This is a genomic window from Allobosea vaviloviae (genome assembly GCF_001298265.1).
In the GTDB taxonomy this organism is placed as follows: domain Bacteria; phylum Pseudomonadota; class Alphaproteobacteria; order Rhizobiales; family Beijerinckiaceae; genus Allobosea; species Allobosea vaviloviae_B.
The window spans coordinates 212945-234017 of the sequence record NZ_LGSZ01000028.1 but is presented as its reverse complement, the minus strand read 5'-3'; the positions used below and the strand labels follow the sequence as shown (position 1 = coordinate 234017).

The 21073-nt window shown below is 64.8% G+C and carries 19 protein-coding genes; 6 read left to right on the top strand and 13 right to left on the bottom strand.

Translation table 11 applies throughout. From position 1 onward, the window contains the following. The first annotated feature begins 70 nt into the window (after positions 1–70). On the top strand, positions 71–838 hold the full coding sequence (locus AE618_RS07740) for an SDR family NAD(P)-dependent oxidoreductase (RefSeq protein WP_156330164.1): 768 nt from the start codon (positions 71–73) through the stop codon (positions 836–838). A gap of 15 nt (positions 839–853) precedes the next feature. Here AE618_RS07740 and AE618_RS07735 read toward each other — a convergent pair whose 3' ends face one another. The 7 genes from AE618_RS07735 to AE618_RS07705 all read right to left on the bottom strand — a co-directional run bounded on the left by AE618_RS07735 (position 854) and on the right by AE618_RS07705 (position 5987). Beyond that, complete coding sequence (locus AE618_RS07735; RefSeq protein WP_054208466.1) at positions 854–1270, bottom strand: low affinity iron permease family protein; 417 nt, start codon at positions 1268–1270, stop codon at positions 854–856. 72 nt (positions 1271–1342) lie between these two features. Further along, a complete protein-coding gene (fghA, locus tag AE618_RS07730) occupies positions 1343–2182 on the bottom strand; it encodes an S-formylglutathione hydrolase (protein ID WP_054208465.1) in 840 nt (279 codons plus the stop codon). A gap of 208 nt (positions 2183–2390) precedes the next feature. Further along, on the bottom strand, positions 2391–3503 hold the full coding sequence (locus tag AE618_RS07725) for an S-(hydroxymethyl)glutathione dehydrogenase/class III alcohol dehydrogenase (RefSeq protein ID WP_054208464.1): 1113 nt from the start codon (positions 3501–3503) through the stop codon (positions 2391–2393). A 25-nt stretch (positions 3504–3528) separates the two neighbouring features. Next, positions 3529–3834 (bottom strand): metal-sensing transcriptional repressor, encoded by a 306-nt coding sequence (locus tag AE618_RS07720; RefSeq protein WP_054208463.1) that lies wholly within the window; start codon positions 3832–3834, stop codon positions 3529–3531. 115 nt (positions 3835–3949) lie between these two features. Then, positions 3950–4207 (bottom strand): hypothetical protein, encoded by a 258-nt coding sequence (locus tag AE618_RS07715; protein WP_054208462.1) that lies wholly within the window; start codon positions 4205–4207, stop codon positions 3950–3952. Between the two features lie 119 nt (positions 4208–4326). Beyond that, the gene (locus AE618_RS07710; RefSeq protein ID WP_054208461.1) at positions 4327–5253 is read right to left on the bottom strand and encodes a hypothetical protein; all 927 of its coding nucleotides are present in this window, start codon (positions 5251–5253) and stop codon (positions 4327–4329) included. Between the two features lie 167 nt (positions 5254–5420). Then, a complete protein-coding gene (locus AE618_RS07705; RefSeq protein ID WP_197280709.1) occupies positions 5421–5987 on the bottom strand; it encodes an NUDIX hydrolase in 567 nt (188 codons plus the stop codon). A 717-nt stretch (positions 5988–6704) separates the two neighbouring features. On the opposite strand from AE618_RS07705, the gene AE618_RS07700 reads away from it, so the two are divergent. Then, positions 6705–10517: a hypothetical protein gene (locus tag AE618_RS07700; protein WP_054208459.1), complete on the top strand. Its 3813-nt coding sequence runs from the start codon at positions 6705–6707 to the stop codon at positions 10515–10517. A gap of 36 nt (positions 10518–10553) precedes the next feature. Here the strand turns inward: AE618_RS07700 and aceB are convergent, their stop codons facing one another. After that, a complete protein-coding gene (gene aceB, locus AE618_RS07695; protein ID WP_054208600.1) occupies positions 10554–12155 on the bottom strand; it encodes a malate synthase A in 1602 nt (533 codons plus the stop codon). Positions 12156–12337: 182 nt separating this feature from the next. Between aceB and AE618_RS07690 the strand changes: the two genes are divergently transcribed. Continuing rightward, complete coding sequence (locus AE618_RS07690) at positions 12338–13774, top strand: VWA domain-containing protein (protein WP_082365076.1); 1437 nt, start codon at positions 12338–12340, stop codon at positions 13772–13774. Positions 13775–13798: 24 nt separating this feature from the next. On the opposite strand, the gene AE618_RS07685 is transcribed toward AE618_RS07690, so the two are convergent. The 3 genes from AE618_RS07685 to AE618_RS07675 are packed head-to-tail and all read right to left on the bottom strand — an operon-like array spanning position 13799 to position 15930. Continuing rightward, positions 13799–14401 carry a YfbR-like 5'-deoxynucleotidase gene (locus tag AE618_RS07685; protein WP_054208457.1) on the bottom strand — a complete coding sequence of 201 codons (603 nt, stop codon included), beginning with the start codon at positions 14399–14401 and terminating at the stop codon, positions 13799–13801. A 3-nt stretch (positions 14402–14404) separates the two neighbouring features. Then, a complete protein-coding gene (locus AE618_RS07680) occupies positions 14405–15049 on the bottom strand; it encodes a DNA-3-methyladenine glycosylase I (protein WP_082365075.1) in 645 nt (214 codons plus the stop codon). After that, positions 15046–15930: a YgfZ/GcvT domain-containing protein gene (locus AE618_RS07675; protein ID WP_054208456.1), complete on the bottom strand. Its 885-nt coding sequence runs from the start codon at positions 15928–15930 to the stop codon at positions 15046–15048. The genes AE618_RS07680 and AE618_RS07675 overlap by 4 nt, the downstream gene beginning before the upstream one ends. 335 nt (positions 15931–16265) lie before the next feature. Between AE618_RS07675 and AE618_RS07670 the strand changes: the two genes are divergently transcribed. Beyond that, complete coding sequence (locus tag AE618_RS07670) at positions 16266–17603, top strand: dihydroorotase (RefSeq protein ID WP_054208455.1); 1338 nt, start codon at positions 16266–16268, stop codon at positions 17601–17603. A 35-nt stretch (positions 17604–17638) separates the two neighbouring features. Here the strand turns inward: AE618_RS07670 and AE618_RS07665 are convergent, their stop codons facing one another. Beyond that, complete coding sequence (locus AE618_RS07665; RefSeq protein ID WP_054208454.1) at positions 17639–17974, bottom strand: hypothetical protein; 336 nt, start codon at positions 17972–17974, stop codon at positions 17639–17641. A 65-nt stretch (positions 17975–18039) separates the two neighbouring features. After that, complete coding sequence (locus tag AE618_RS07660) at positions 18040–18549, bottom strand: 2'-5' RNA ligase family protein (RefSeq protein WP_054208453.1); 510 nt, start codon at positions 18547–18549, stop codon at positions 18040–18042. 122 nt (positions 18550–18671) lie between these two features. On the opposite strand from AE618_RS07660, the gene AE618_RS07655 reads away from it, so the two are divergent. Next, a complete protein-coding gene (locus tag AE618_RS07655; RefSeq protein ID WP_349236428.1) occupies positions 18672–19790 on the top strand; it encodes an ABC transporter ATP-binding protein in 1119 nt (372 codons plus the stop codon). 22 nt (positions 19791–19812) lie between these two features. Further along, the gene (locus tag AE618_RS07650) at positions 19813–20943 is read left to right on the top strand and encodes an extracellular solute-binding protein (RefSeq protein WP_054208452.1); all 1131 of its coding nucleotides are present in this window, start codon (positions 19813–19815) and stop codon (positions 20941–20943) included. Positions 20944–21073: the final 130 nt, after the last annotated feature.

Sequence of the window (21073 nt, the reverse complement as noted above, 5' to 3'; positions counted from 1 at the left end):
CTTACCGAAAGCGGCGGCACCCGCGCAAACGCAAACTGCCGCGCCGTCCCGATCGTCGCGAGGTTCCGTCATGTCTCTGTCGCTGTTCAGTCTGGAGGGCAAGATCGCCCTCGTCACCGGTTCGGGCCAGGGCATCGGCCTGGCGCTGGCCGAAGGGCTGTCGGAGGCCGGCGCGCATGTGGTGCTGAACGGCCGCGACAAGGCCAAGCTGGAGCGGGCGGCAGAGGCGATGTCGGCAGCCGGGCGCAAGGTCTCGGTCGCGCCGTTCGACGTCACCGACCATGCCGCCGTGGAGGCGGGCGTCGCGACCATCGAGGCCGAGATCGGGCCGATCGACATCCTGATCAACAATGCCGGCATGCAGATGCGCGCGCCGATAACCGAGTTCCCGATCGAGGGCTGGCACCAGGTGATGGCGACCAACCTGCATTCGGTGTTCTACGTCACCCAGGCCGTGACCAAGCGGATGCTGCCGCGCAAGCGTGGCAAGGTGATCAGCATCGGCTCGGTGATGAGCGAACTCGGCCGCGCCACCATCATCCCCTACACGGCCTCGAAGGGCGCGGTGAAGATGATGACGCGCGGGCTCGCCGCCGAGCTCGGCAAGCACAACATCCAGGCCAATGCGATCGGGCCCGGCTATTTCACCACCGAGATCAACAAGGCGCTGATCGCCGACGAGGCCTTCACCGCCTGGGTCTGCAACCGGACCCCTGCCGGACGCTGGGGCGAGACGAAGGAACTCGTCGGGGCCGCGATCTTTCTGTCCTCGGCGGCCTCGGACTACGTCAACGGCCATCTGCTGATGGTTGATGGCGGGTTGACCGCGGTGGTGTGAACCGGGTCGGCGGCCTCAGCCCCGCTCCTCGGCAAGGGGGCGGCCTTCACGGGCTGCGCGGGCCCGTTTTTCGAACTCCTTGCGGATGCCCTCGATCTTCTCCTCGTCGAGCTCCTCCAGATCCATCAGCTCCTGACGCGCACCCTCGACCTTGGCGAGCAGCTCGTCGAGCTTGATCTGCATGGCTGCGGTGTCGCGGTTCTGGCTGTTCTGGATGATGAAGACCATCAGGAAGGTGATGATCGTGGTCGAGGTGTTGATAACCAGCTGCCAGGTGTCGTTGAAGCCAAAGAAAGGGCCTGACAGGCCCCACAGGATGATGGCCGAGACCGCCACGGCGAAGGTCTGGGGCTTGCCGGCCCATCTCGCGATGGTCTGCGACAGGCGGGTGAAGAGCGTGCGGTTGGTGAGCGGATCGGAACGCGCTGCCATAACGATATCCCCCTGACCCGAGCGGGTCGGAGGGCTCAACGTCCGGCGGGCCGCTGCGTTCCCGCAGGCTCCTTAGCCCTTCACCAGCCGCTGCGCATGCCAGGCGACGTGCTGGGCCATGAAGGTCGAGATGAAGTTGTAGGAGTGGTCGTAGCCGTCCCGCATTTGCAGTTCGAGCGGAATGCCGGCCGCTGCGCAGGCGACCTCCAGAAGCTGCGGCCGCAGCCCCTCGTCGAGGAAGCCGTCAGCGGTGCCCTGATCGACGAGCAGATCACGGAGGCGATGGCCGTCGGCGATCAGCAGTGTCGCGTCGTAAGGGCGCCAGGCGCGCTCATCGGTGCCGAGATATTTCTCGAAAGCGGGGCGCGACCAGCCGGCGGTCGAGGGCTGGGCGATCGGTGCGAAGGCGGAGACGGAGGCGTAGCGCTGCGGATTCTTCAGCGCGAGCGTGATCGCGCCATGGCCGCCCATCGAATGACCGAAGATGCCCTGGCGAGTCATGTCGACCGGGAAATGGCGGGAGACGAGGTCTGGAAGCTCGTCGCGGATGTAGGTCTCCATTCGGTAGTTTTTCGCATAGGGCTCCTGCGTGGCGTCGAGGTAGAACCCCGCGCCGGAGCCGAACTGCCAGTTCTGCGGCTCGTCGGGAACGCCTTCGCCGCGCGGGCTGGTGTCCGGGCAAATGATCGCGATGCCGTTGGCGGCAGCGGCCGCGCGGTATTCGCCCTTGTCCATGACGTTCTGGTGCGTGCAGGTCAGCCCCGAGAGATACCACAGCAGCGGAACCGGCCCGTCCTCGATCTGGTGCGGCAGGTAGATCGCGAAGGTCATCGGGCAGGCGCAGGCCGCGCTGTCATGGCGATAGACGCGCTGCGAGCCGCCGAAGGCCTTCGAGGAGGAGAGGAGTTCCATGGGGTGTCCTTCTTGATGCGGCGCGCTTGTCTTTCCGGGGCGGCCGAAGGCCGAACCCGGAACCCACGACTTGGTGCAGCCCTCGTCGAGCCGGCTCGTTTGAAGCGTCCTACCTAGTCGTGGGTTCCGGGTTCAGCGCTATGCGCTGCCCCGGAATGACAGAGGTCGTGTTTCCCTGCCTGATGGATAAGGCCGGAAAGCGGCGGCCTCAGTAGACCACCACGCTGCGGATCGACTTGCCCTCATGCATCAGGTCGAAGCCGTGGTTGATCTCGTCGAGGCTCAGCTTGTGGGTGATCAGGTCGTCGATGTTGATCTTGCCCTCCATGTACCAGTCGACGATCTTGGGCACGTCGGTGCGGCCGCGTGCTCCGCCGAAGGCCGTGCCTCTCCAGACGCGGCCGGTGACGAGCTGGAACGGCCTCGTCGCGATCTCCTTGCCGGCCTCGGCGACGCCGATGACGATGGATTCACCCCAGCCGCGATGGCAGCATTCGAGTGCCTGGCGCATCACGTCGGTGTTGCCGGTGGCATCGAAGGAGAAGTCCGCGCCGCCGCCGGTGAGATCGACGATCGCCTGCACGACCTTGTCGTTGCCGATTTCCTTCGGGTTGATGAAATGCGTCATGCCGAACTTGCGCGCCATCTCCTGGCGGGCCGGATTGATGTCGACGCCGATGATCTTGTCGGCGCCGACCATGCGCGCCGCCTGCAGCACGTTGAGGCCGATTCCGCCCAACCCGAAGACCACGACATTGGCGCCGGGCCAGACTTTCGCCGTGTAGATGACCGCGCCGATGCCGGTCGTCACGCCGCAGCCGATATAGCAGATCTTGTCGAAGGGCGCGTCCTCGCGGACCTTCGCCAGCGCGATCTCGGGCAGGATGGTGAAGTTCGCGAAGGTCGAGCAGCCCATATAATGGAACACCTCGCCGCCGTCGCAGGAGAAGCGCGAGGTGCCGTCGGGCATGACGCCCTGGCCTTGCGTGGCGCGGATCGAGGTGCAGAGATTGGTGCGGCGCGACAGGCAGCTTTTGCACTGGCGGCATTCGGGCGTGTAGAGCGGGATGACATGGTCGCCGACTTTCAGCGAGGTCACGCCGGCGCCGACCTCGCGCACGATGCCTGCGCCCTCATGGCCGAGGATCGCCGGGAACTTGCCCTCCGAATCCATGCCCGACAGCGTGTAGGCGTCGGTGTGGCAGATGCCGGTGGCCATGACCTCGACCAGGACCTCGCCGGCCTTGGGGCCGCCGATCTCGACGGTCTCGATGGTGAGCGGCTTGCCTGCCTCCCAGGCGACGGCGGCGCGTGTCTTCATCGGGTGTTTCCTTCTTCTCGCGGCGTTATTTCAGATAGGGGCGGATGATACGCATGATCTCGGAGATCTCGGCGTCGCCGTCGGCGATCGCTGCGTCGCCATTTGCGATCGCGGCAGACCGGCCCGTCGACGCGTGCAGCGTCTCGCGCAGATGGCTTTCCAGCACCTCCGCCATCAGGCCGGTCGCCGCGCCGCGCAACGCTGCGATCTGCTGGAGCAGGGCGCCGCATTCGGCGCCGGCCTCCACCGCAAGCTCCAGCGCCTGCGCCTGGCCCTTGATCCGGCGCAGCCGGGCGATGGCGCGCCGCTTCTCCGATGGGGTATGCGGCATGGCGTTTATACTGGGAGGGAGTATCCTGATGCCGTTTTAGGATGCCGGTCCCGAGCCGTCAACAGAGCGCGCGCGACATCGGCAGCCCGACGATGCTGAAGATCGCGGCCGAGGCTCAGCTCTGCCGCCTTGCGTCCAGAAAGGCTTTGCGACGCCGGTAGGATACGAAGGAGCGGGCGGCATAGCCGGCCAGAATGCCGGCAGGGAGCAGCACGAACGCGCCCAACGGTCGGGCGAGCGCGGCGCCGATGACGATGCCCACGACCAGCGTGGCGATCGCATAGACCATCACCGTCTTGCGGGGATCGCCGCCGGTGATGCGCGCGACCAGCGCGATACGCGTCTGGTCGAGCCAGGTCTTGAAATGCTGCATGCTGCCCTCGGTCGAAGGGCAGGCTTCTAACAGGCAGGTCTCGCCACTTCAATTTGGCCCCGCCAAGATCGTAAAGAGGGCTTTCGCTCCAGTGCCGAGCCGAAATCCCTCTCCCCGTCTCAAAAGCTGTAGGCGGCCTTCACCTTGACGAGATGCTGGCTGAAATTGGTCAGGTCGAGATCGCCTGGCTGGCCCTTGGCCTTGCCGGCGACTTGGACATTATAGGCCGCCGAGATCGCGAACTGCTTCGTGGCCTGCCAGAACACGCCGGGGCCGGCGAAGGTGGCGTAGCCCGCCTGCCTGTCGAAGCCGAGCGTGTTGTGGGCGCGCTGGTGGCGGACCTCGCCTGAGAGATAGACGCCGTCCAGCACCTGCCAGGCGAGCGAGCCGCCGACCGTGAAGGTCGAGGAGCGGGCGTAGGGGTCCGGACCCGTCCAGGTCAGGTCATGCGAGAGGTTGAGCGCGGCGTAGAGCTTGCCGGGGATCAGCGTCTTGTCGGCGAAGAGGCGCAGGCCCGTGTTGTAGGTGGTGAAGCGGCCGGCTCCCTGCGGGTCAATGCGGTTGAAGCTCGGATCGATCACAGCGGTGAGGCCGATGCCGTGCATGTCGCGGCCGAGGATCTTGTATTTGGTCTCGATGCCGGCGCCGAAGCTGCGCTCATCGGCGCTGACGCCGCCGAGCGACGCCTGCGAGAAGCCGCCGAGCAGATAGGGCCCGACCTCGAGGCAGGGCGCGAGGCCGTATGACCCCTGCAGCATCAGGGCATGGCTGTTGGACGTGCCCAGCCTTGTGCCATAGGCGCCGCCATAGGTCAGGCTCGGGCCGAAGGAACCGAGATCGGCGACGTCCGAGCCGGTGGTGAAGCCGAAGGCATCGGTCGGGATGCCCTCGCTCTCGGTGCAGGCGGAGACAACCGGCGGCGCGGCAGGTGCGCCCTTGCGGGAGGGCAGATCGGCGGCATGGCCCGTCACGGCAAGGCTCGTCAGGCCAAGGGTCGTGGTGGCCAGCAGGGCCAGCGCGGCGTGGCGGAGCGAAATCGAGGTCATGGCGCGGCCTGAGCTGATGCGTTCACAGGGTGTGAACGAAGATGGTGGAGGAATCCTTGCGCGGTCGCCCGCTGCACCAAGACTGCCGTGGCCGCACGACGGCGTCGAGACGCCAATGCGGTGCTGATTTGTAATATTGTTACATGTTGCGCCGCCGCAACAGCGTGTCAGGGCAGGGGCACCGTCTGCAGCCGCGCAAAGGCTGTCGGCGCGATCCCCGCGAGCTCGTCGATCGGCTTCCAGGCGGCGGCATGGACCTCCTCGACCTGCGCGACGAGCGGGAACGCCGGATCGGCGATGAAGAGATATTGCAGGTCGTGATGGATATGGGCGGGCTCAGCCCTCGCCGGCTTGCCCGGCACGTCATGGCTGTCGATCGTGAAGGGCAGGTCGGTGCCCTGATGCCAGGGATGCAGGCGCAATCCCTGCACGCCGGTCTCCTCGAGCGCCTCGCGCGCGGCCGAGTCATGGAAGGTCGCCGCGTCTTCCCAATGGCCGCCGGGCTGGAGCCAGCGGCCGATCACGACATGGTCGATCAGCAGGATGCGGGCATGGTCGGGCGAGAGCACGATGGCGCTGGTCGTGACATGGCCGGGGAAGGTGTCGCGCGAGTCGAGCGCATGACCCTCCGCAATCTGCCAGCGCAGGAGCGACAGGTGCTCGAGCGGGGTGGCGATGTCCGCGCGGTAGCGGGTGAGGGCTTCGACGAGGCGGGGAAGGAAGGGGCTGATCATGGCTTCGGGATAGCCGATTCGGCAGGGCTTTGCAGGAGGCTCGCCAGTCCGCGAGCCTTTGCGCGTCATGCTCGGGCTTGACCCGAGCATCTCGAGACAAGAGGGCTCTGGTGCCGCCGCCTCATCCGGCCTGAGATTCTCGGGTCAAGCCCGAGAATGACGGCCAGCCGAAATCCCCGCCCGCGTTTCCGCGTCAGGTGATGATGAGGGGCAGCGGAGCGCCGCGAGGCGCGAGGGTATCAAGGCCGCAACCATTGAGCCAGGCTGCGGCGCGGATGGATTGAGCCACCATCCGCACGCCCCGTGGCGCTCCGCTTATCGGCGATTTCAGTCTCCGGGCCGCGCTTATCGGGTCGAAAGCCAGCCTCCGCCGCGAGCCGTTTCGACGCCAGTTCGGCTCATCGCCTTGTCGCGTCTACTCCGGCATGGGACGCAGGCGTGATGCCGCCAACCGTTCCAGCGAGCTCCTCGCACAGGGGCCGTAGTACCCCCAGGGCGGTGCCCCGAAGCCTCCCGAGTCCGGCTTGTGAGACCGGCCGCAGGCGCCGCCCCCACCCCCACCAACGGCACACCTCCGGATGGCTGCCCCTCGGGGATGAGGTGGTGCACCGTAGTGCGAGAGAGAAGCGGAGGGGATAACTTTGATACGCAACAAAGAAAATTTCTGAAGTTCAATTCGGGCTGATAGACTTCATCGTACCGCATCAAGAGATAGCCATGCTTGATATAGGTAGCGATGACGTTGCACGTCTCGACGACGTGGCCTTGCGTGAATTGATCGCGCTGCTCTGCGAAGCGGAGTTAAGAGCTGTTGGTTTGCCGGTGACTGCCGTCACATGGGGCGGCGAGCAGCGTGCTGCGGATGGCGGCGTTGATGTCCGCGTTGAGCTTCCAACCGCTGTCGCTAGGTTAGGCGCGTTTCCCAGATCGATCGTCGGCATACAGGTAAAAGCCACCGACATGCCGCGAGCTGATATTCGCGGCGAAATGCGTCCTGGCGGCGTGATACGCCCGTCGGTGCTCGAGTTGATTGCAGCGCGAGGCGCCTACGTCATCGCATCATCTCGCGGTAGTTGTTCGGACACGGCGCTGAAAGCCCGTCGCAAAGCAATGCGCGAAGCGCTGGAGGGCGTTCGCGACGCTGACAAACTGCACACGGATTTCTTCGACCGCAACCGCATCGCCACGTGGGTGCGTTCTCACCCCGGGATGGTGGCTTGGCTTCGCACCAAAGTCGGCCGACCGCTTCAGGGATGGCAGAGCTACGCATCGTGGGCAAATCCCGACGAAGAAGTCGAAGCCCCATACATCGTCACGGACGCGGCACGGGTGTTTGATGACCGCCAACCTAACGGCGAGCCGATGGAGGTTGCACGCGGCATTGATGTGATGCGCGAGGCGCTGCGACCGGCGCGCTCGACGGTTAGGCTCGTCGGCCTATCGGGCACCGGCAAGACGCGCATGGTGCAGGCCTTGTTCGATGACCGTATTGGCAATCTCTCTCTCAATCCCCGTCACGTTCTTTATACGAATCTCAACGACGAGCCCAACCCGGGGCCCGTTGCCCTTGCGTCGCAACTTGTCACAGAAGGGCGCAGTGCGATCCTTGTTGTCGATAATTGTCCTCCTGATCTCCATGGCAGGCTCGCGCATATCTGCTCTCAAGCCCACTGCAAGATTAGTATCCTGACCGTTGAGTACGATGTGAAGGATGACCTGCCCGAACGCACATCGGTGTTCAGGGTGGAGCCGTCCTCAGACGATATGATCGTGACATTGGTGCGCGCGCGCTATCGGACCATGTCTGGACGCAGCGCTGAACGTATCGCGGAGCTCTCGGGTGGCAATGCGCGGGTGGCTTTGGCCTTGGCGGAGCATGTCGGTGTCAGCGAAGACGTCAGCAGTTTGCGTAGCAAAGAGCTGTTTGATCGCCTGTTCCGACAGCGCAACCCCCATGATCCGAACCTGCTGCAAGCCGCCAAGGCATTCGCCTTAGTCTACTCATTCCAAGGAACGGATCTCGCTGGCAATGCTGCGGAACTTCCGCTGTTCGCGCAGCTTGCAGGCATGAGCGCGCCCGAAGCTCTTCGCTCGGCAACGGAGTTGCGCCGTCGCAATCTAGTCCAGGCGCGAGGACCATGGCGGGCCGTGTTGCCTCATGCCCTTGCCAACAGGCTGGCGGCGGAAGCCTTGCAGGAGCAATCAATCGAAGTCCTTGGCGTAACCTTCGTTGAGGCAAGCGAACGCTTGCTGCGGTCGTTTTCGCGGCGTCTTGGCTTTCTGCACGAGAGTTCAGAAGCACGCGCCCTCGCTGAGGCTTGGCTTTCGCCTGCTTCGCTGATTGGCGACGTGGCACAGCTAAACGAGCTTGGTTTGACCGTTCTACGCAATATCGCTCCGCTGACACCGCTGAGTGCGTTGGACGCTATCGAGCGATCGCTTGGACTGCTAAATGCGGAAGAATTGACGACCAAACCTCGCTCATGGCGCGAGCGCTTGGCCAGTTTGCTCCGTTCGCTCGCATATGACGCAGCGCTGTTTGATCGAGCCATCGACTTGATCGTCCGCCTCGCCGAAGCGAACGAGGAGCCGGACGGCTCAAAGCCGATCACGCAGCTATGTGAATCTCTGTTCCAGGTGGTGCTGTCGGGAACGCATGCCAGCATCCAACAGCGTTCGCAGTGTATCCGAGCATTCCTATCTGCCGACAGCCCCTTTCGGCACAAGCTCGGCGTGCGCGCGTTGCGCGCCATGATGACGACCACCGGTCTGTCATCGGGATACGCATTCGAGTTCGGAATGCGTCCCCGCGATTATGGCTACACGCCAAGAACGGTAGACGAAGGTCTGGCATGGTTTACGGAAGCACTTGCTATCGTCATGACATTTGCTGAAACAGCGGACCCGCTGGGATCGGAGATCAAGACCCTGCTGGCGCAATCCATGCGCTCGCTATGGCATATAACCTATATGCGCGACCCTCTCCTAGACCTCGTGGTGACGATTGCAAACGATGCGCATTGGCCGCGCGGATGGATGGGGCTAAGACTGATCCAGCGCTACCTTGAAGGAAATGAGACGCCGGACATCTCCGCCCGGTTAGCCGTGGCGATTGAGGCGCTCCGACCAAAGAACCTGCCTGAGTTGATCCGCACGATTGTCTTGTCGCCGGGAGGCGCCTATCCCAGCTTGGACGATGGCGACGAGGACGGCGATGACGCTGCGCCGATGGCGTCGCATGAGCGTCGTGCGAAACAAGCGCAAAGTCTTGGCTTTTCCCTCGCTAGCGATGGTCCGACGCTCAGAGTCCTTTTGCCGGAGTTGGTTCAGGGTGCCCACGGACGCCAGTTCGAGTGTGGCATGGGGCTTGCGGAAGGCGCTCTTGATCGAGGCGCCATTTGGCATGATCTTCTTGAGGCCTTCTGCAACGCCGCTCCAGATCAACGGCACGCTGGGATGCTGGCTGGGTTTCTCCGATACTTGAAGTCTGTAGATGCGGACTTCGTAGAAGCGCAGCTCGACGCAATTATGGCTGTGCCCGAGTTGATGGATGCGAGCCCCTATATCCATTGCGCGCTTGGTCTCGATGACCGTGGCATGGCCAGGCTCGTCAAGTTGATCGAGGCTCGTCCCGAATCCGCCAGATTTTTTGACGTGCTCCAATATGGGGGCGCGACCGCTCCGGTGGCTGCGGCGAGCCTTGCTGCGCTGCTTGATCGAATTGCAGTCGCTCCCAACGGCATGCGTATCGCGCTTGGCATCCTGCACATGCGCTGCTTTCATAATAGGTCGAATAAGCGTCCTTTTGAACCAGATCTGATCGCCTTCGCCCAAACACTCATCCTGCAATGGCGGCCCCACAACGACGACCAGCAGCTCGATTATCGGTTGGCCGATCTTATCGTTGCATGCGCCAAGGCGCGCGTTCCTTCAGGATTTGGGAGAGAAATCTGTGCCAATATTGTAGAGGCTTGCGCGAAAAACCACTTTTACAGCTTCTATTTCCCTCGGGTTGTAGCGAGTTTGTACAAATTCTATCCAATGGAAGTGCTGGAGGTCTTTTACGGTGATGATAACATCAAGCGCTTTACGCTTGGTTTTCACCGCGACAGCGAAAATCGTGACAATCCCGCTGGCAAGCTGCCAGCCTGGGCTATTCACGAATGGTGCAGCAAATCCCCGGCCACACGCTACCCGTTGGTCGCGGGGATCATGCCCCTCTTCGGCAAGCAGGAAGAGGGGCCCGTGCTTGGGCGGCATCCGATCGCTGACGAGATTCTCGACAGCGCACCGGACAAACTGGCCGTCGTCGATGCAATTGTCGAAGCGCTACCACCAACAAGCTGGAGCGGGTCGCGCGCCGAAATCATAGCTGCACGGGCCAATGTGCTGCGCGAATGGCAACGTCACTCGGATCCAAATGTTGCAAGTTATGTAACCAAAAAGCTTCTCGCGATTGACGAAGAAGTTGCCAAGCTGCGAGCGTGGGAACTAGAACGAGATCGTGAGCAGGATGAGCGGTTCGAGTAGCGCGGTTGCGCTTTGATTTGATGCCAGCACTCAAATTCACAGCTTCCCATAAGCCGGCAGCGTCAAAAACTCCTCGAACTGCGGCGCCAGCGAGAGCTCCGAGAACAGCGCGATGGCCTCCGGGAAGCGGCCCTTGGCGTAATTCTCGGCGCCGACTTCACTCTTCACGCGCTCCATCTCCTCGGTGAGGCAGCGCTTGAAAAGGTCGGGGGTGACCTTGGTCTTGCCGTCGACCTCGACGCCGTAGCTGACGAACTGCCAGATCTGGGCGCGGCTGATCTCGGCGGTCGCGGCGTCTTCCATCATGTTGTAGATCGGCACCGCGCCGCGGCCGCGCAGCCAGGCTTCGAGATATTGCACGCCGACGCGGATGTTCTCGCGGAAGCCCTCTTCCGAGCGCGTGCCCTCGTGGATTTCGAGCAGGTCCCTGGCGGAGACGCTGACGTCCTCGCGCAGATTGCCGAGCTGGTTGGGCTGCGGCATCAAACGGTCGAAGACCTCCGTGGCGACGGGGACGAGGTCGGGATGGGCGACCCAGGTTCCGTCATGGCCGTTGCCGGCCTCGCGCTCCTTGTCGGCCTTGACCTTGGCGAAGGCCGCGGCATTGGCCTCCGGATTGTTCTTGACCGGGATCTGCGCCGCCATGCCGCCCATCGCGAAGGCGCCGCGCTTGTGGCAGGTCTGGATCAGCAGCAGCGAATAGGCGCGCAGGAAGGCCTTGGACATCACCACCTGCGCCCGGTCCGGCAGGACATAGGCCGGGTTGCGGGCGAGCTTCTTGATGAAGGAGAAGATGTAGTCCCAGCGGCCGCAGTTGAGGCCGGCCATATGGTCGCGCAACTCGTAGAGGATCTCGTCCATCTCGAAGGCCGCCGGCAGGGTCTCGATCAGGACGGTCGCCTTGATCGTGCCGAGCTTGAGGCCGAGCGCGTTCTGGGAGGCCACAAAAACGTCGTTCCAGAGCCTGGCCTCGATATGGCTCTCGAGCTTGGGCAGGTAGAAATACGGGCCGGAGCCGGCGGCGATCGACGCCTTCGCATTGTGGAACATGTAGAGCCCGAAATCGACCAGCGCGCCGGACGCCGTCTCGCCGTCGATCTCGATATGGGCCTCGGGCAGATGCCAGCCGCGCGGGCGGATGATCAGCACCGCAGGCTTGGGGCCGATCTTGTAGGCCTTGCCGGTGTTGGCGTCGGTGAAGTCGATCGCGCCGGCCCAGCGGTCTTTGAGGTTGATCTGGCCCTCGATCATGTTGGTCCAGAGCGGCGAGGAGGCATCCTCGAAATCGGCCATGAAGACCTTGGCGCCGGAGTTCAGCGCATTGACGATCATCTTGCGGTCGACGGGGCCGGTGATCTCGACGCGGCGGTCCTGCAGGTCGGCGGGGGTGGGGGCAACCGTCCAGTCGCCTTCGCGGGTATGGCGGGGGTCGGCCAGGAAGTCCGGGGTCTCGCCGGCGTCGAAGCGCTTCTGATGCGCGGCGCGGATCGAGAGCAGGCGCTTGCGGGTCTCGTTGAAGCGGCGATGCAGGTCGGCGACGAAGGCGAGCGCGTCATGGCTCAGGATCTCGTCATAGCGCGCGGCCAGCGCGCCCTTGACGACGACGCCTTGGGGCAGGTTCAGAGAAGGCTGCGACATGACCGTTTCCTTGATGAGGCGGGCGCCCGTTGCGGCGTTGCCGTCCTTATGCCGGGAAAGCAGGCCTTCCGGAATCCGCAAAAGAGAGCGATCACCTTTTCCAATCTGGAACAAATGATGGGGCACTTGATCCGAACTCGGACGGTTTTCCATGTCAGGGCTCAGGCCCGCTGTTGCGCGGCATGAGGGCGGGCCGACGGTTCTGGGATCGCTGTTCCCCAGCAATTTCGATGATCCGTCAAATGCGTGCAGTTGATTTCATCGGCCCGCAAGAAAGGGGGGAGCACTTCAGCTGTCGTAGCGTCAAAAAGGGTTGCGACATGAAGGCTGTGCGTCGCCTGCTTCCCCGTTTGTATTGTTCGATCCGGCGACGGTTGCGGACGGCGACGTCCGACGAACGCGGCAATGTCATGGTGATGTTCGGTTTCGCTGTGGTCCCGGTGATCGGGCTGACCGGCGCGACGATCGACTACTCCCGCGCCACGAATGTCCGCCAGGTCCTGAACGCAGCTGTCGACTCGGCCGCGCTGATGGGGGCTCGTGATGCCGCCAAGCTGTCGGACACCCAGGTGCGCGACCGCATCAACACATGGGTCAAGGCCAATCTGCACGGCGATGCCGCCAGCAAGTTCACCTCGGCGACGATCGGCATCGACCGCGTGGCCCGCATCATCACGGTCGAGGCACAACTGGCCATCGACACCAGCCTGACGCGGTTGATCGGCCAGGACGCGGTGACGGTCAGGAGCAAGTCGCAATCGACCTGGGGCACCAACACGATCGAGCTCGCGCTGGCGCTCGACAACACCGGTTCGATGGCGTCCTCCAACAAGATGACCGCTCTGAAGGCGGCCTCGCTCGATCTCATCCAGATCATGAAGGATGCGACGATGGCGACGGACCAGATCAAGATCTCGGTCGTGCCCTTCGCCACCCAGGTCAAGGTCGCGACCACGCTCAAGGACGAGAGTTGGCTGCGCTTCGACCAGACCAAGCAGAGCTGCAAGACCGATAAATGGGGCAACCAGACCTGTACGCAGATCCCGATCACCAAATCGACCTGGACGGGCTGCATCAGCGACCGCGACCAGCCCAACGACGTCAAGGACAACGAGGCGGTCGGCTCCTATGCGACGCTGTACCCGGCCGATTTCTGCGCCCAGTCGACGCTGGCGCCGATCCTGCCGCTGACGTCTGACTGGACGGCTTTGACCAATGCCATCAATTCGATGACGCCGATCGGCAATACGAACGTCACCATCGGCGCAAACTGGGGCATGGCGACGCTGACGCCGGGCGTTCCCTTCCCCGAGGCGCGGCCCTTCACGACGCCGCGGCTGAGCAAGTACATGATCCTGCTCACCGACGGCGACAACACGCAAAACCGCTTCACCACCAATGGCAGCCAGATCGATGCGCGCACGACGCTGGCGTGCCAGACCGCCAAGACGGCCGGAATCAAGGTCTACACCGTGCGCGTGATCAACGGCGACCGCACCCTGCTGCAAAACTGCGCCACCGATCCGAGCATGTATTACGAGGTCAGCAGCGCCTCGCAGCTGACGCCGGTGTTCCAGCAGATCGCACGGGAGATCAGCCAGGTCCGCTTGACGCAGTGAGTGCGCCTGACGCCTTCAGGCGCTTCAGCCGGGGCTGAGCGCGGCGAAGCGGGCGAGGAAGAGGTCCTGCGCGGCTTGCGTGTCGAGGGGCGCGAGCAGGGCGGTGATGGCGCGGGGCAGGGCTTGAGGGCGGCCGAAATAGCGCAGCGCCTCCTCGCGGGAAAAGCCGGCGAGTTCCGTCGCTTCCATGAAGGCGGCGATGGTGTCGGCCTCCTTGGTCTTGCGCTTCTGCATCGCGGGTGGGGCCGCCGGCAGGCCGAAGCGCAGATGGATGGCGCCCAGAAGCCGCGTCTCCACCGCCTTGTAGGCGTCGCCCATCACGACCTTGAAGGGCGAGATCATGTCGCCGATGACGTATTCCGGCGCATCGTGCAGCAGCGCCATCAGCCGCCAGCCGTCGGACCAGTCCGGGTTGAGATGTCCGGCGATCGCCTCGACCAGCAGGCTGTGCTGTGCGACCGAAAAGGAATGAGGCCCTTTCGTCTGGCCGTTCCAGCGCGCGACGCGGGCGAGTCCATGGGCGATGTCCTCAATCTCGACATCGAGCGGGGAGGGGTCGAGCAGATCGAGCCGGCGCCCCGACAGCATGCGCTGCCAGGCGCGCGGCGGGTCGGGAGCGCGTGCCATGGCTCAGGCGGCCGGCCGCACGTCGCGCGCCAGCGCCGCGCATTCAGCGTGTCGGAAGCAGCCGGTGAGGTGATCGTTGACCAGCCCGCAGGCTTCCATGAAGGCGTAGACGATCGTCGGGCCGCAGAAGGTGAAGCCGGCCTTCTTCAGATCCTTCGCGATCGTCTCGGAGAGGGCGGTCTGCGTCGGCACCTCGCCTTGGGTGCGGAAGTTGTTCTGGAGCACGCGGCCGTCGAGACGCTTCCAGAGGAAATCGGCGAAGGGCTCGCGCTCGCTGATCCGCAGATAGGCCTGGGCGCTCTTGATCGTGCCCTCGATCTTGCCGCGATGGCGGATGATGCCGGGGTCGGCGAGCAGGCGTGCGACATCGGCCTCGCTGAAGCGAGCGACCTGCTCGGGATCGAAATTCGCGAAACCGGCGCGGAAGGCGTCGCGTTTGCGCAGGATGGTGATCCAGGACAGGCCGGCCTGGAAGCCGTCGAGGATCAGCTTCTCCCAGAGCGCGCGGGACTCATATTCCGGCACGCCCCATTCGGCGTCGTGATAGGCGAGATAGAGCGGATCGGTGCCTGGCCAGCGGCAGCGGAACTTGCCGTCCGGCCCCTCGATGGCGATGCGCTCCTTGCCCGCACAGGTCGTGTCGCTCATGCCGCCGCTCCGAAGCCGGCCTCGCCGGGGAAGGGGAAGTGTATGAAACCGGGCTTGGCGAGGGTGAAGGGCATGCCGCCGCCGAGCAGGGGCTCGCCCGCGGCCATCGCATCGGCGACGCGGTCGAGCCGCAGCAGGGCCAGCGCGCGGCCGTCCACACCGGAGCCGACCTTGCCCAGGGGCTTGCCGCCGGCCATCGCTTCCGCGCCTGCCTCGGCTGCGATACCGCCTTCGAAGACGATCGGCACGACGCGGGTGCGAGCGGTGCCGCGATGCTGCATGCGCGAGACGATCTCCTGGCCGATATAGCAGCCCTTCCTGAAGGAGACGCCGCCGAGCTGGTCCAGCAGCGCCTCATGCGGGAAGGCGTCGCCATAGGCGAAGTCGCGCCCGCCATCGGGTATGCCCAGCGCAATGCGGCGCGCGTGCCAGGCCTGCGCCGGGGCCGTGGCCAGGTCGGCCGCTCCATGCCGGTCCGTCATGGCGCGCTGACCGAGTTCCGGCAGCCGCGGGTCCGCATAGACCAGTCCGGCATCCTCGGGCAATTGCGAGCCGTCCGTCGAGGCGATCACCGCAGTCGCTTCCGTCAGGTCGTCGAGCGCGACCTTGGCGCGCAGCTTGTAGAGCTTCAGGCGTTTCATGAGAGCGGCTGTCTGGAGCAGGGGCGTGTCGAGCAGGAAGCCGCCGCCCTCGCCCTCGGGAACCGCGACGATCAGGAAATCGCAGATGATCTTGCCTTGCGGTGTCAGCAGCGCGCCATAGCCGGCCTGATCCTGTGTCACCGTTCCGAGGTCGTTGGTGACCAGGTTCTGGAGGAAGTCGCTGGCATCCTCGCCGCTGACGCGGATGACGCCGCGATCGATGAGATGGGTGGCGGGCATGCGGGGTCTCCTACGTCTCCGTCATGGCGAGCGCAGCGAAGCCATCCGGAGTGGCAGAGCACGCGGCTCCTGGATTGCTTCGCTGGGCTCGCCATGACGATTGACCTGATAGGTAGGCGGCTTCGCTCGTGTTCTCAACTCGCCACCGCGTGATGTTTCGGCTAACTGCGTTTCATCCGTTCAACCGCGCCGTCATCCCGGACGAAGCGAAGCGGAGATCCGGGATCCATGCCTGAACCGTTCCGGCATGGATCCCGGATCGGCGCCGCATACGCGGCTGGTCCGGGACGACGGCGTGGTTCCGAGCCAAGATTGTCCCAACCCGGAGACCCGTCATGCCGCAGACCTTCGACGTTATCCTCAAGGGCGGCACCGTGGTGAACCATGACGGGCGCGTGCAGCGCGACCTCGGCATCAGCGATGGCAAGATCGTCGCGCTGGGCGATCTCTCGCGGGCCTCGGCCGGCGAGGTGGTCGATTGCACCGGCCTGCACATCCTGCCCGGCGTGATCGATAGCCAGGTGCATTTCCGCGAGCCGGGCCTGGATCACAAGGAGGATCTGGAGACCGGATCGCGCGCGGCCGTGCTGGGTGGCGTCACCACCGTTTTCGAGATGCCCAACACGATTCCCCAGACCACGAGCCCCGACGCGCTGGCGGACAAGATCAAGCGCGGGCGGCATCGCATGCATTGCGACTTCGCCTTCTGGGTCGGTGGCACGCATGAGAACGTCAGGGACGTGCCCGATCTGGAGCGCCTGCCGGGCGCGGCCGGCATCAAGGTCTTCATGGGCTCTTCCACCGGCGACCTGCTGGTCGAGGACGATGCGGGCGTGGCCGAAATCCTGAAGCGCACGCGCCGGCGCGCCGCCTTCCATTCCGAGGACGAGGGCATGCTGCGCGAGCGGATGCCCTTGCGCGTGACGGGCGATCCGTCGAGCCATCCGGTCTGGCGCTCGCCCGAGGTCGCGCTGACCTGCACCAAGCGGCTGGTGCGGATCGCGCGCGAGACCGGGGCGCGGGTGCATATCCTGCACATCTCCACCGGCGACGAGATGGTGTTTCTCAGGGACCACAAGGATGTCGCGACCGTCGAGGTGCTGCCGAACCACCTGACGCTGGTCGCGCCGGACTGCTACGAGCGGCTGGGCACCTATGCCCAGATGAACCCGCCGATCCGCGACGACAGCCACCGCCAGCGCATCTGGTGGGGGGTCGAGCAGGGCATCGTCGACGTGCTCGGCTCCGACCATGCGCCCCATACCCATGAGGAGAAGCATCACGCCTATCCCGCCAGCCATTCCGGCATGCCGGGCGTGCAGACACTGGTGCCGATCATGCTCGACCATGTGAATGCCGGCAGGCTTTCGCTGGAACGGTTCGTCGATCTCTCAAGCCATGGACCGCAGCGCATCTTCGGGATGGAGGGCAAGGGCCGGATCGCGGCCGGCTACGATGCCGACCTCACCATCGTCGATCTGAAGCGGCGCGAGACCATCACCAATGCCTGGGGCGCCTCGAAATGCGGTTGGACGCCCTATGACGGCGTCACCGTCACCGGCTGGCCGGTCGGCACCTTCGTGCGCGGCAACAAGGTGATGTGGGAGGCGCAGATCGTGACGCCGGCGCAGGGCGAGCCGGCACGGTTCCTGGAGGCGCTGCCGCGGGGTTGAGAGCCGGGCGCTTCACGCGACAGTCCAAGCGTCGGTCAATCGTCGCGAGGGTCGGAGCGTTTGGTGCTTGCCTCGATATCGGCTTCGCGACGCAGCATCGCGGCGCCGAACACCACAATAAACAGCACCCAGCTGGCGATCAGCGCAAGCACGCTCGCCCAGAGCGGGATCGTGACCCAAAACCACGGCCAATCGATGGCGCCCCCCAGCCTCAACATCGTCAGCACGAGAGTCAGCGCTGCAACGGCAGCTGCTACCGCTCTCACCATTTCCTGCCCCTGCCGCACCTCGCCCCGAACCTGGCGATGGATGTTCTTATGCAGGTCAGCGTAGCCGCCTTCGCATGTCGCGCGAAACAGATCCGTGGTCACATCATCGCGTGGTCGCCGTGTTCGCCGTTGCCCGATCCAGCCTGGGTGCGCAGACCCGGCTGCGTTCATGCGAGCCGGGCCGTCTCGACCACGCGCCACTGCTCGATCGGGACGTCCTGGCCCGAGGTGACGACGCAGAGGCGGTCGAAGCGGATCGGGCGGCCGGTCAGGGCGGTCGAGACCTCCGCGGCGGCTTGCGCCTTCGGCGCGGCCTCGACCGGACCGTAGAGCAGCGAGACATGGGGCATGAAGGGCTCGCGCGCCTGCCCGTCGAGCTGCCGCTTCAAGGCCGCCAGCGGCGGGCTGACCGCGAAGCGCGCATAGAAGGAGCGGAAGAAGGCTTCGCTCGTCTCGATTCCGGTGACCGTTTCCGAGAATGCCGCGACCTTTTTGGCTGCTTGCGCGATCGCCGCAGCAAGGGCTGTCACCGGCCTGTCGGTATCGCCCGCTATCGTCAGGTGAGGCGTGAACAGCGGCGTGCCGAAGCGCTCCGACTGATCGGAGACGATGCCGGCGAGCAGGGTCGCGTCCGGCACGGCCGGCATCAGCCAGATGGAGTGGATCGGCGCTGTCATCAGAGCTTCATAAACCTATTGCACACGGTCGCTGCGGAGCGTTATGTTTGATCCAAGCGTATCGGAAATGGAAGACACATTCCATTCATTCCGCATAAGATCGCGACCTGGGAGATGGCATCTTGCCAACGGATTTGCCGAACGGGCCGCAGAGCGGCGCGTCGATTGCCGTGCGCGATCTGCATGTCGCCTATGGCGGGACGCGCGTGCTGCACGGCGTCAACATCGATTTCACGCCCGGCAGTTTCACCGCGCTGCTGGGCTCGTCGGGCTGCGGCAAGACCACGCTGCTGCGCGCGCTATCGGGGTTCGTTCCGGTCGAATCCGGCTCGATCATCGTCGGCGGCCAGGATGTCGCCGGCCTGCCGCCGGAGAAACGCGGCATGGCCATGGTGTTCCAGTCCTACGCGCTGTGGCCGCACATGACCGTGCTGCAGAACATCGGCTACGGGCTGAAGCTGCGCGGCAAATCCAAGGCCGAGATCGCGGCCAAGGTCTCGCAGATGCTGAGCTTCCTCGGGCTCGCCGGCTATGAGGACCGCAAGGTCACGGCCCTGTCGGGCGGCCAGCGCCAGCGCGTCGCGCTCGGCCGGGCTCTCGCCATCGACCCCGGAATCCTGCTGCTTGACGAGCCGCTGTCCAATCTCGACGCCAAGATCCGCATGGTGATGCGCCACGAGATCCGGGCGATCCAGCAGCGGCTTGGCCTCACCGCCGTCCATGTCACGCATGACCGCGAGGAGGCCATGACCATGGCCGACCGGCTGGTGATCATGCAGGCGGGGCGGATCGCGCAAATCGGCACGCCCGAGGAGGTCTATGACCGGCCGGCGACCGCCTTCGTCGCGAACTTCATGGGTGCCGAGAACATCCTGCCGCTGCGCGTCGCGCGGTCGGAGACCGGTGCGACGCTCACCACCGGCGATGCGACCGCCCAGGTCGCGACCGGCGCGGGCGCAGCGCAGGCTCTGCCGGCGGGCGAGGCGGTCGCCTATTTCCGCGACGACGTCGCCCGGCTCGATGCCAGCGATGCGGCGGCGGGCGAGGACCTGCTGGTGCCCGGACGGATCGCGGCGCGCGCCTATCCAGGCGGCGTCTACCGCTACCGCGTCGAGGCCGCCGGCCGGCAGATCACGGTCGACGACGCCGACCGTCACGAACTCGGAACCACGATCGGCCTGCGCATTCCGCTGCAGCGCCTCCACATCTTCCCGGCATCCGAGGCCGGGATCGCCGCCTGACATCCCACCACAGGAGTCTTCCATGCGCATCCTCACGATTGCCTGCTCGCTCGCGGCGCTGATGGCGGCATCCCCGCTCGCCGCCCAGACCCTCAACGTCGCCTCGGCCGGCGACCAGAACATGGTCGACTACGTCAAGGACTATCTCGGGCCGATGTTCGAGAAGGCCCATCCCGGCGTGAAGGTCGTCTCGGTCGGGACCGGGGCCGGTGACTCCGGTTCGCAGAAGATCCTCGAGAAGCTCGACGCCCAGAAGAGCGCCGGCGCCAGCGATTTCGACGTCGTCGTGATCCACCAGAAGGCCGCCGGCCAGATGGTCAAGGACGGTCTGCTCGACAAGTACACGGCCAATGTCGCGACCGCGAAGCTCGCCACCGGCGAAGCCACGCGCAACGCGCTCGGCACCGACGTTTCGGGCTACGTCATCCCGATGTTCCAGTCGCAGACGGCGCTCGCCTACAACGCCGACATGGTCAAGTCGCCGCCGTCGACCTTCGCCGAGCTCGCCGACTGGGCCAAGAAGAACCCCAAGCAGTTCGGTTATAACGGCATCAAGGGCGGCATGTCCGGCGTCTCCTTCGTCGCCGGCTGGGTCTATGCCTTCGGCGGCGACGCCGACAAGCTGATGAAGGGTCCCTATGACGCCGCCACCAAGGCGAACTGGGACAAGGCCTTCGCCGATCTGAAGGAGTTCAACAAGGTCGCCACGATCACCCCCGGCAATGCCGGTACGCTCGACATGCTGAACCGCGGCGAGATCGCCATCGGCCCGGTCTGGGTCGACATGTTCTATTCCTGGCAGGCCGACGGCAAGCTGCCGCCGAACATGAAACTCAAGCTCGTTTCGCCCGGCATGCCCGGCCAGCCGATGTATTATGCGGTCGCCGGCAAGTCGGCCCAGAAGAAGCTCGCGGAGGAATTCATCGCGCTCGCCACCAGCCCGCAGGTGCAGGCCGACGGCATCGTCAAGAAGTTCAACTGGTATCCCGGCATCGACGCGGCCAATCTCGAGGGCAAGCTCGACAAGGCCGCCTGGGACAAGCTCTTCACCGACGTCACCCCGGCCGATCTCGCCAAGAACGGCAAGGTCTTCCCGATCGCGCCCTACTTCAACGACATCCTCGAGGGCTACGAGAAGAAGGTCTCGAACTGAGCCGGCGTCCACGCCACGTCATTCTCGGGCGAAGCGTAGCGCAGACCCGAGAATCTCATCATCCAGCCCGCTGGTTTGAGAGATGGTCGGGTCAAGCCCGACCATGACGCAAGCCTCCGGCCCGGCACGA

What these genes read in the sequence shown, in the direction of transcription:
- AE618_RS07705 (WP_197280709.1), bottom strand. Translation starts at nt 5,987, where the DNA reads ATGATCAGCCCCTTCCTTCCCCGCCTCGTCGAAGCCCTCACCCGCTAC.
- AE618_RS07650 (WP_054208452.1), top strand. Translation starts at nt 19,813, where the DNA reads ATGCGCATCCTCACGATTGCCTGCTCGCTCGCGGCGCTGATGGCGGCA.
- AE618_RS07735 (WP_054208466.1), bottom strand. Translation starts at nt 1,270, where the DNA reads ATGGCAGCGCGTTCCGATCCGCTCACCAACCGCACGCTCTTCACCCGC.
- aceB (WP_054208600.1), bottom strand. Translation starts at nt 12,155, where the DNA reads ATGTCGCAGCCTTCTCTGAACCTGCCCCAAGGCGTCGTCGTCAAGGGC.
- AE618_RS07740 (WP_156330164.1), top strand. Translation starts at nt 71, where the DNA reads ATGTCTCTGTCGCTGTTCAGTCTGGAGGGCAAGATCGCCCTCGTCACC.
- AE618_RS07715 (WP_054208462.1), bottom strand. Translation starts at nt 4,207, where the DNA reads ATGCAGCATTTCAAGACCTGGCTCGACCAGACGCGTATCGCGCTGGTC.
- AE618_RS07720 (WP_054208463.1), bottom strand. Translation starts at nt 3,834, where the DNA reads ATGCCGCATACCCCATCGGAGAAGCGGCGCGCCATCGCCCGGCTGCGC.
- AE618_RS07670 (WP_054208455.1), top strand. Translation starts at nt 16,266, where the DNA reads ATGCCGCAGACCTTCGACGTTATCCTCAAGGGCGGCACCGTGGTGAAC.
- AE618_RS07660 (WP_054208453.1), bottom strand. Translation starts at nt 18,549, where the DNA reads ATGACAGCGCCGATCCACTCCATCTGGCTGATGCCGGCCGTGCCGGAC.
- AE618_RS07685 (WP_054208457.1), bottom strand. Translation starts at nt 14,401, where the DNA reads ATGGCACGCGCTCCCGACCCGCCGCGCGCCTGGCAGCGCATGCTGTCG.
- AE618_RS07690 (WP_082365076.1), top strand. Translation starts at nt 12,338, where the DNA reads ATGAGGGCGGGCCGACGGTTCTGGGATCGCTGTTCCCCAGCAATTTCG.
- fghA (WP_054208465.1), bottom strand. Translation starts at nt 2,182, where the DNA reads ATGGAACTCCTCTCCTCCTCGAAGGCCTTCGGCGGCTCGCAGCGCGTC.
- AE618_RS07700 (WP_054208459.1), top strand. Translation starts at nt 6,705, where the DNA reads ATGCTTGATATAGGTAGCGATGACGTTGCACGTCTCGACGACGTGGCC.
- AE618_RS07675 (WP_054208456.1), bottom strand. Translation starts at nt 15,930, where the DNA reads ATGCCCGCCACCCATCTCATCGATCGCGGCGTCATCCGCGTCAGCGGC.
- AE618_RS07710 (WP_054208461.1), bottom strand. Translation starts at nt 5,253, where the DNA reads ATGACCTCGATTTCGCTCCGCCACGCCGCGCTGGCCCTGCTGGCCACC.
- AE618_RS07680 (WP_082365075.1), bottom strand. Translation starts at nt 15,049, where the DNA reads ATGAGCGACACGACCTGTGCGGGCAAGGAGCGCATCGCCATCGAGGGG.
- AE618_RS07725 (WP_054208464.1), bottom strand. Translation starts at nt 3,503, where the DNA reads ATGAAGACACGCGCCGCCGTCGCCTGGGAGGCAGGCAAGCCGCTCACC.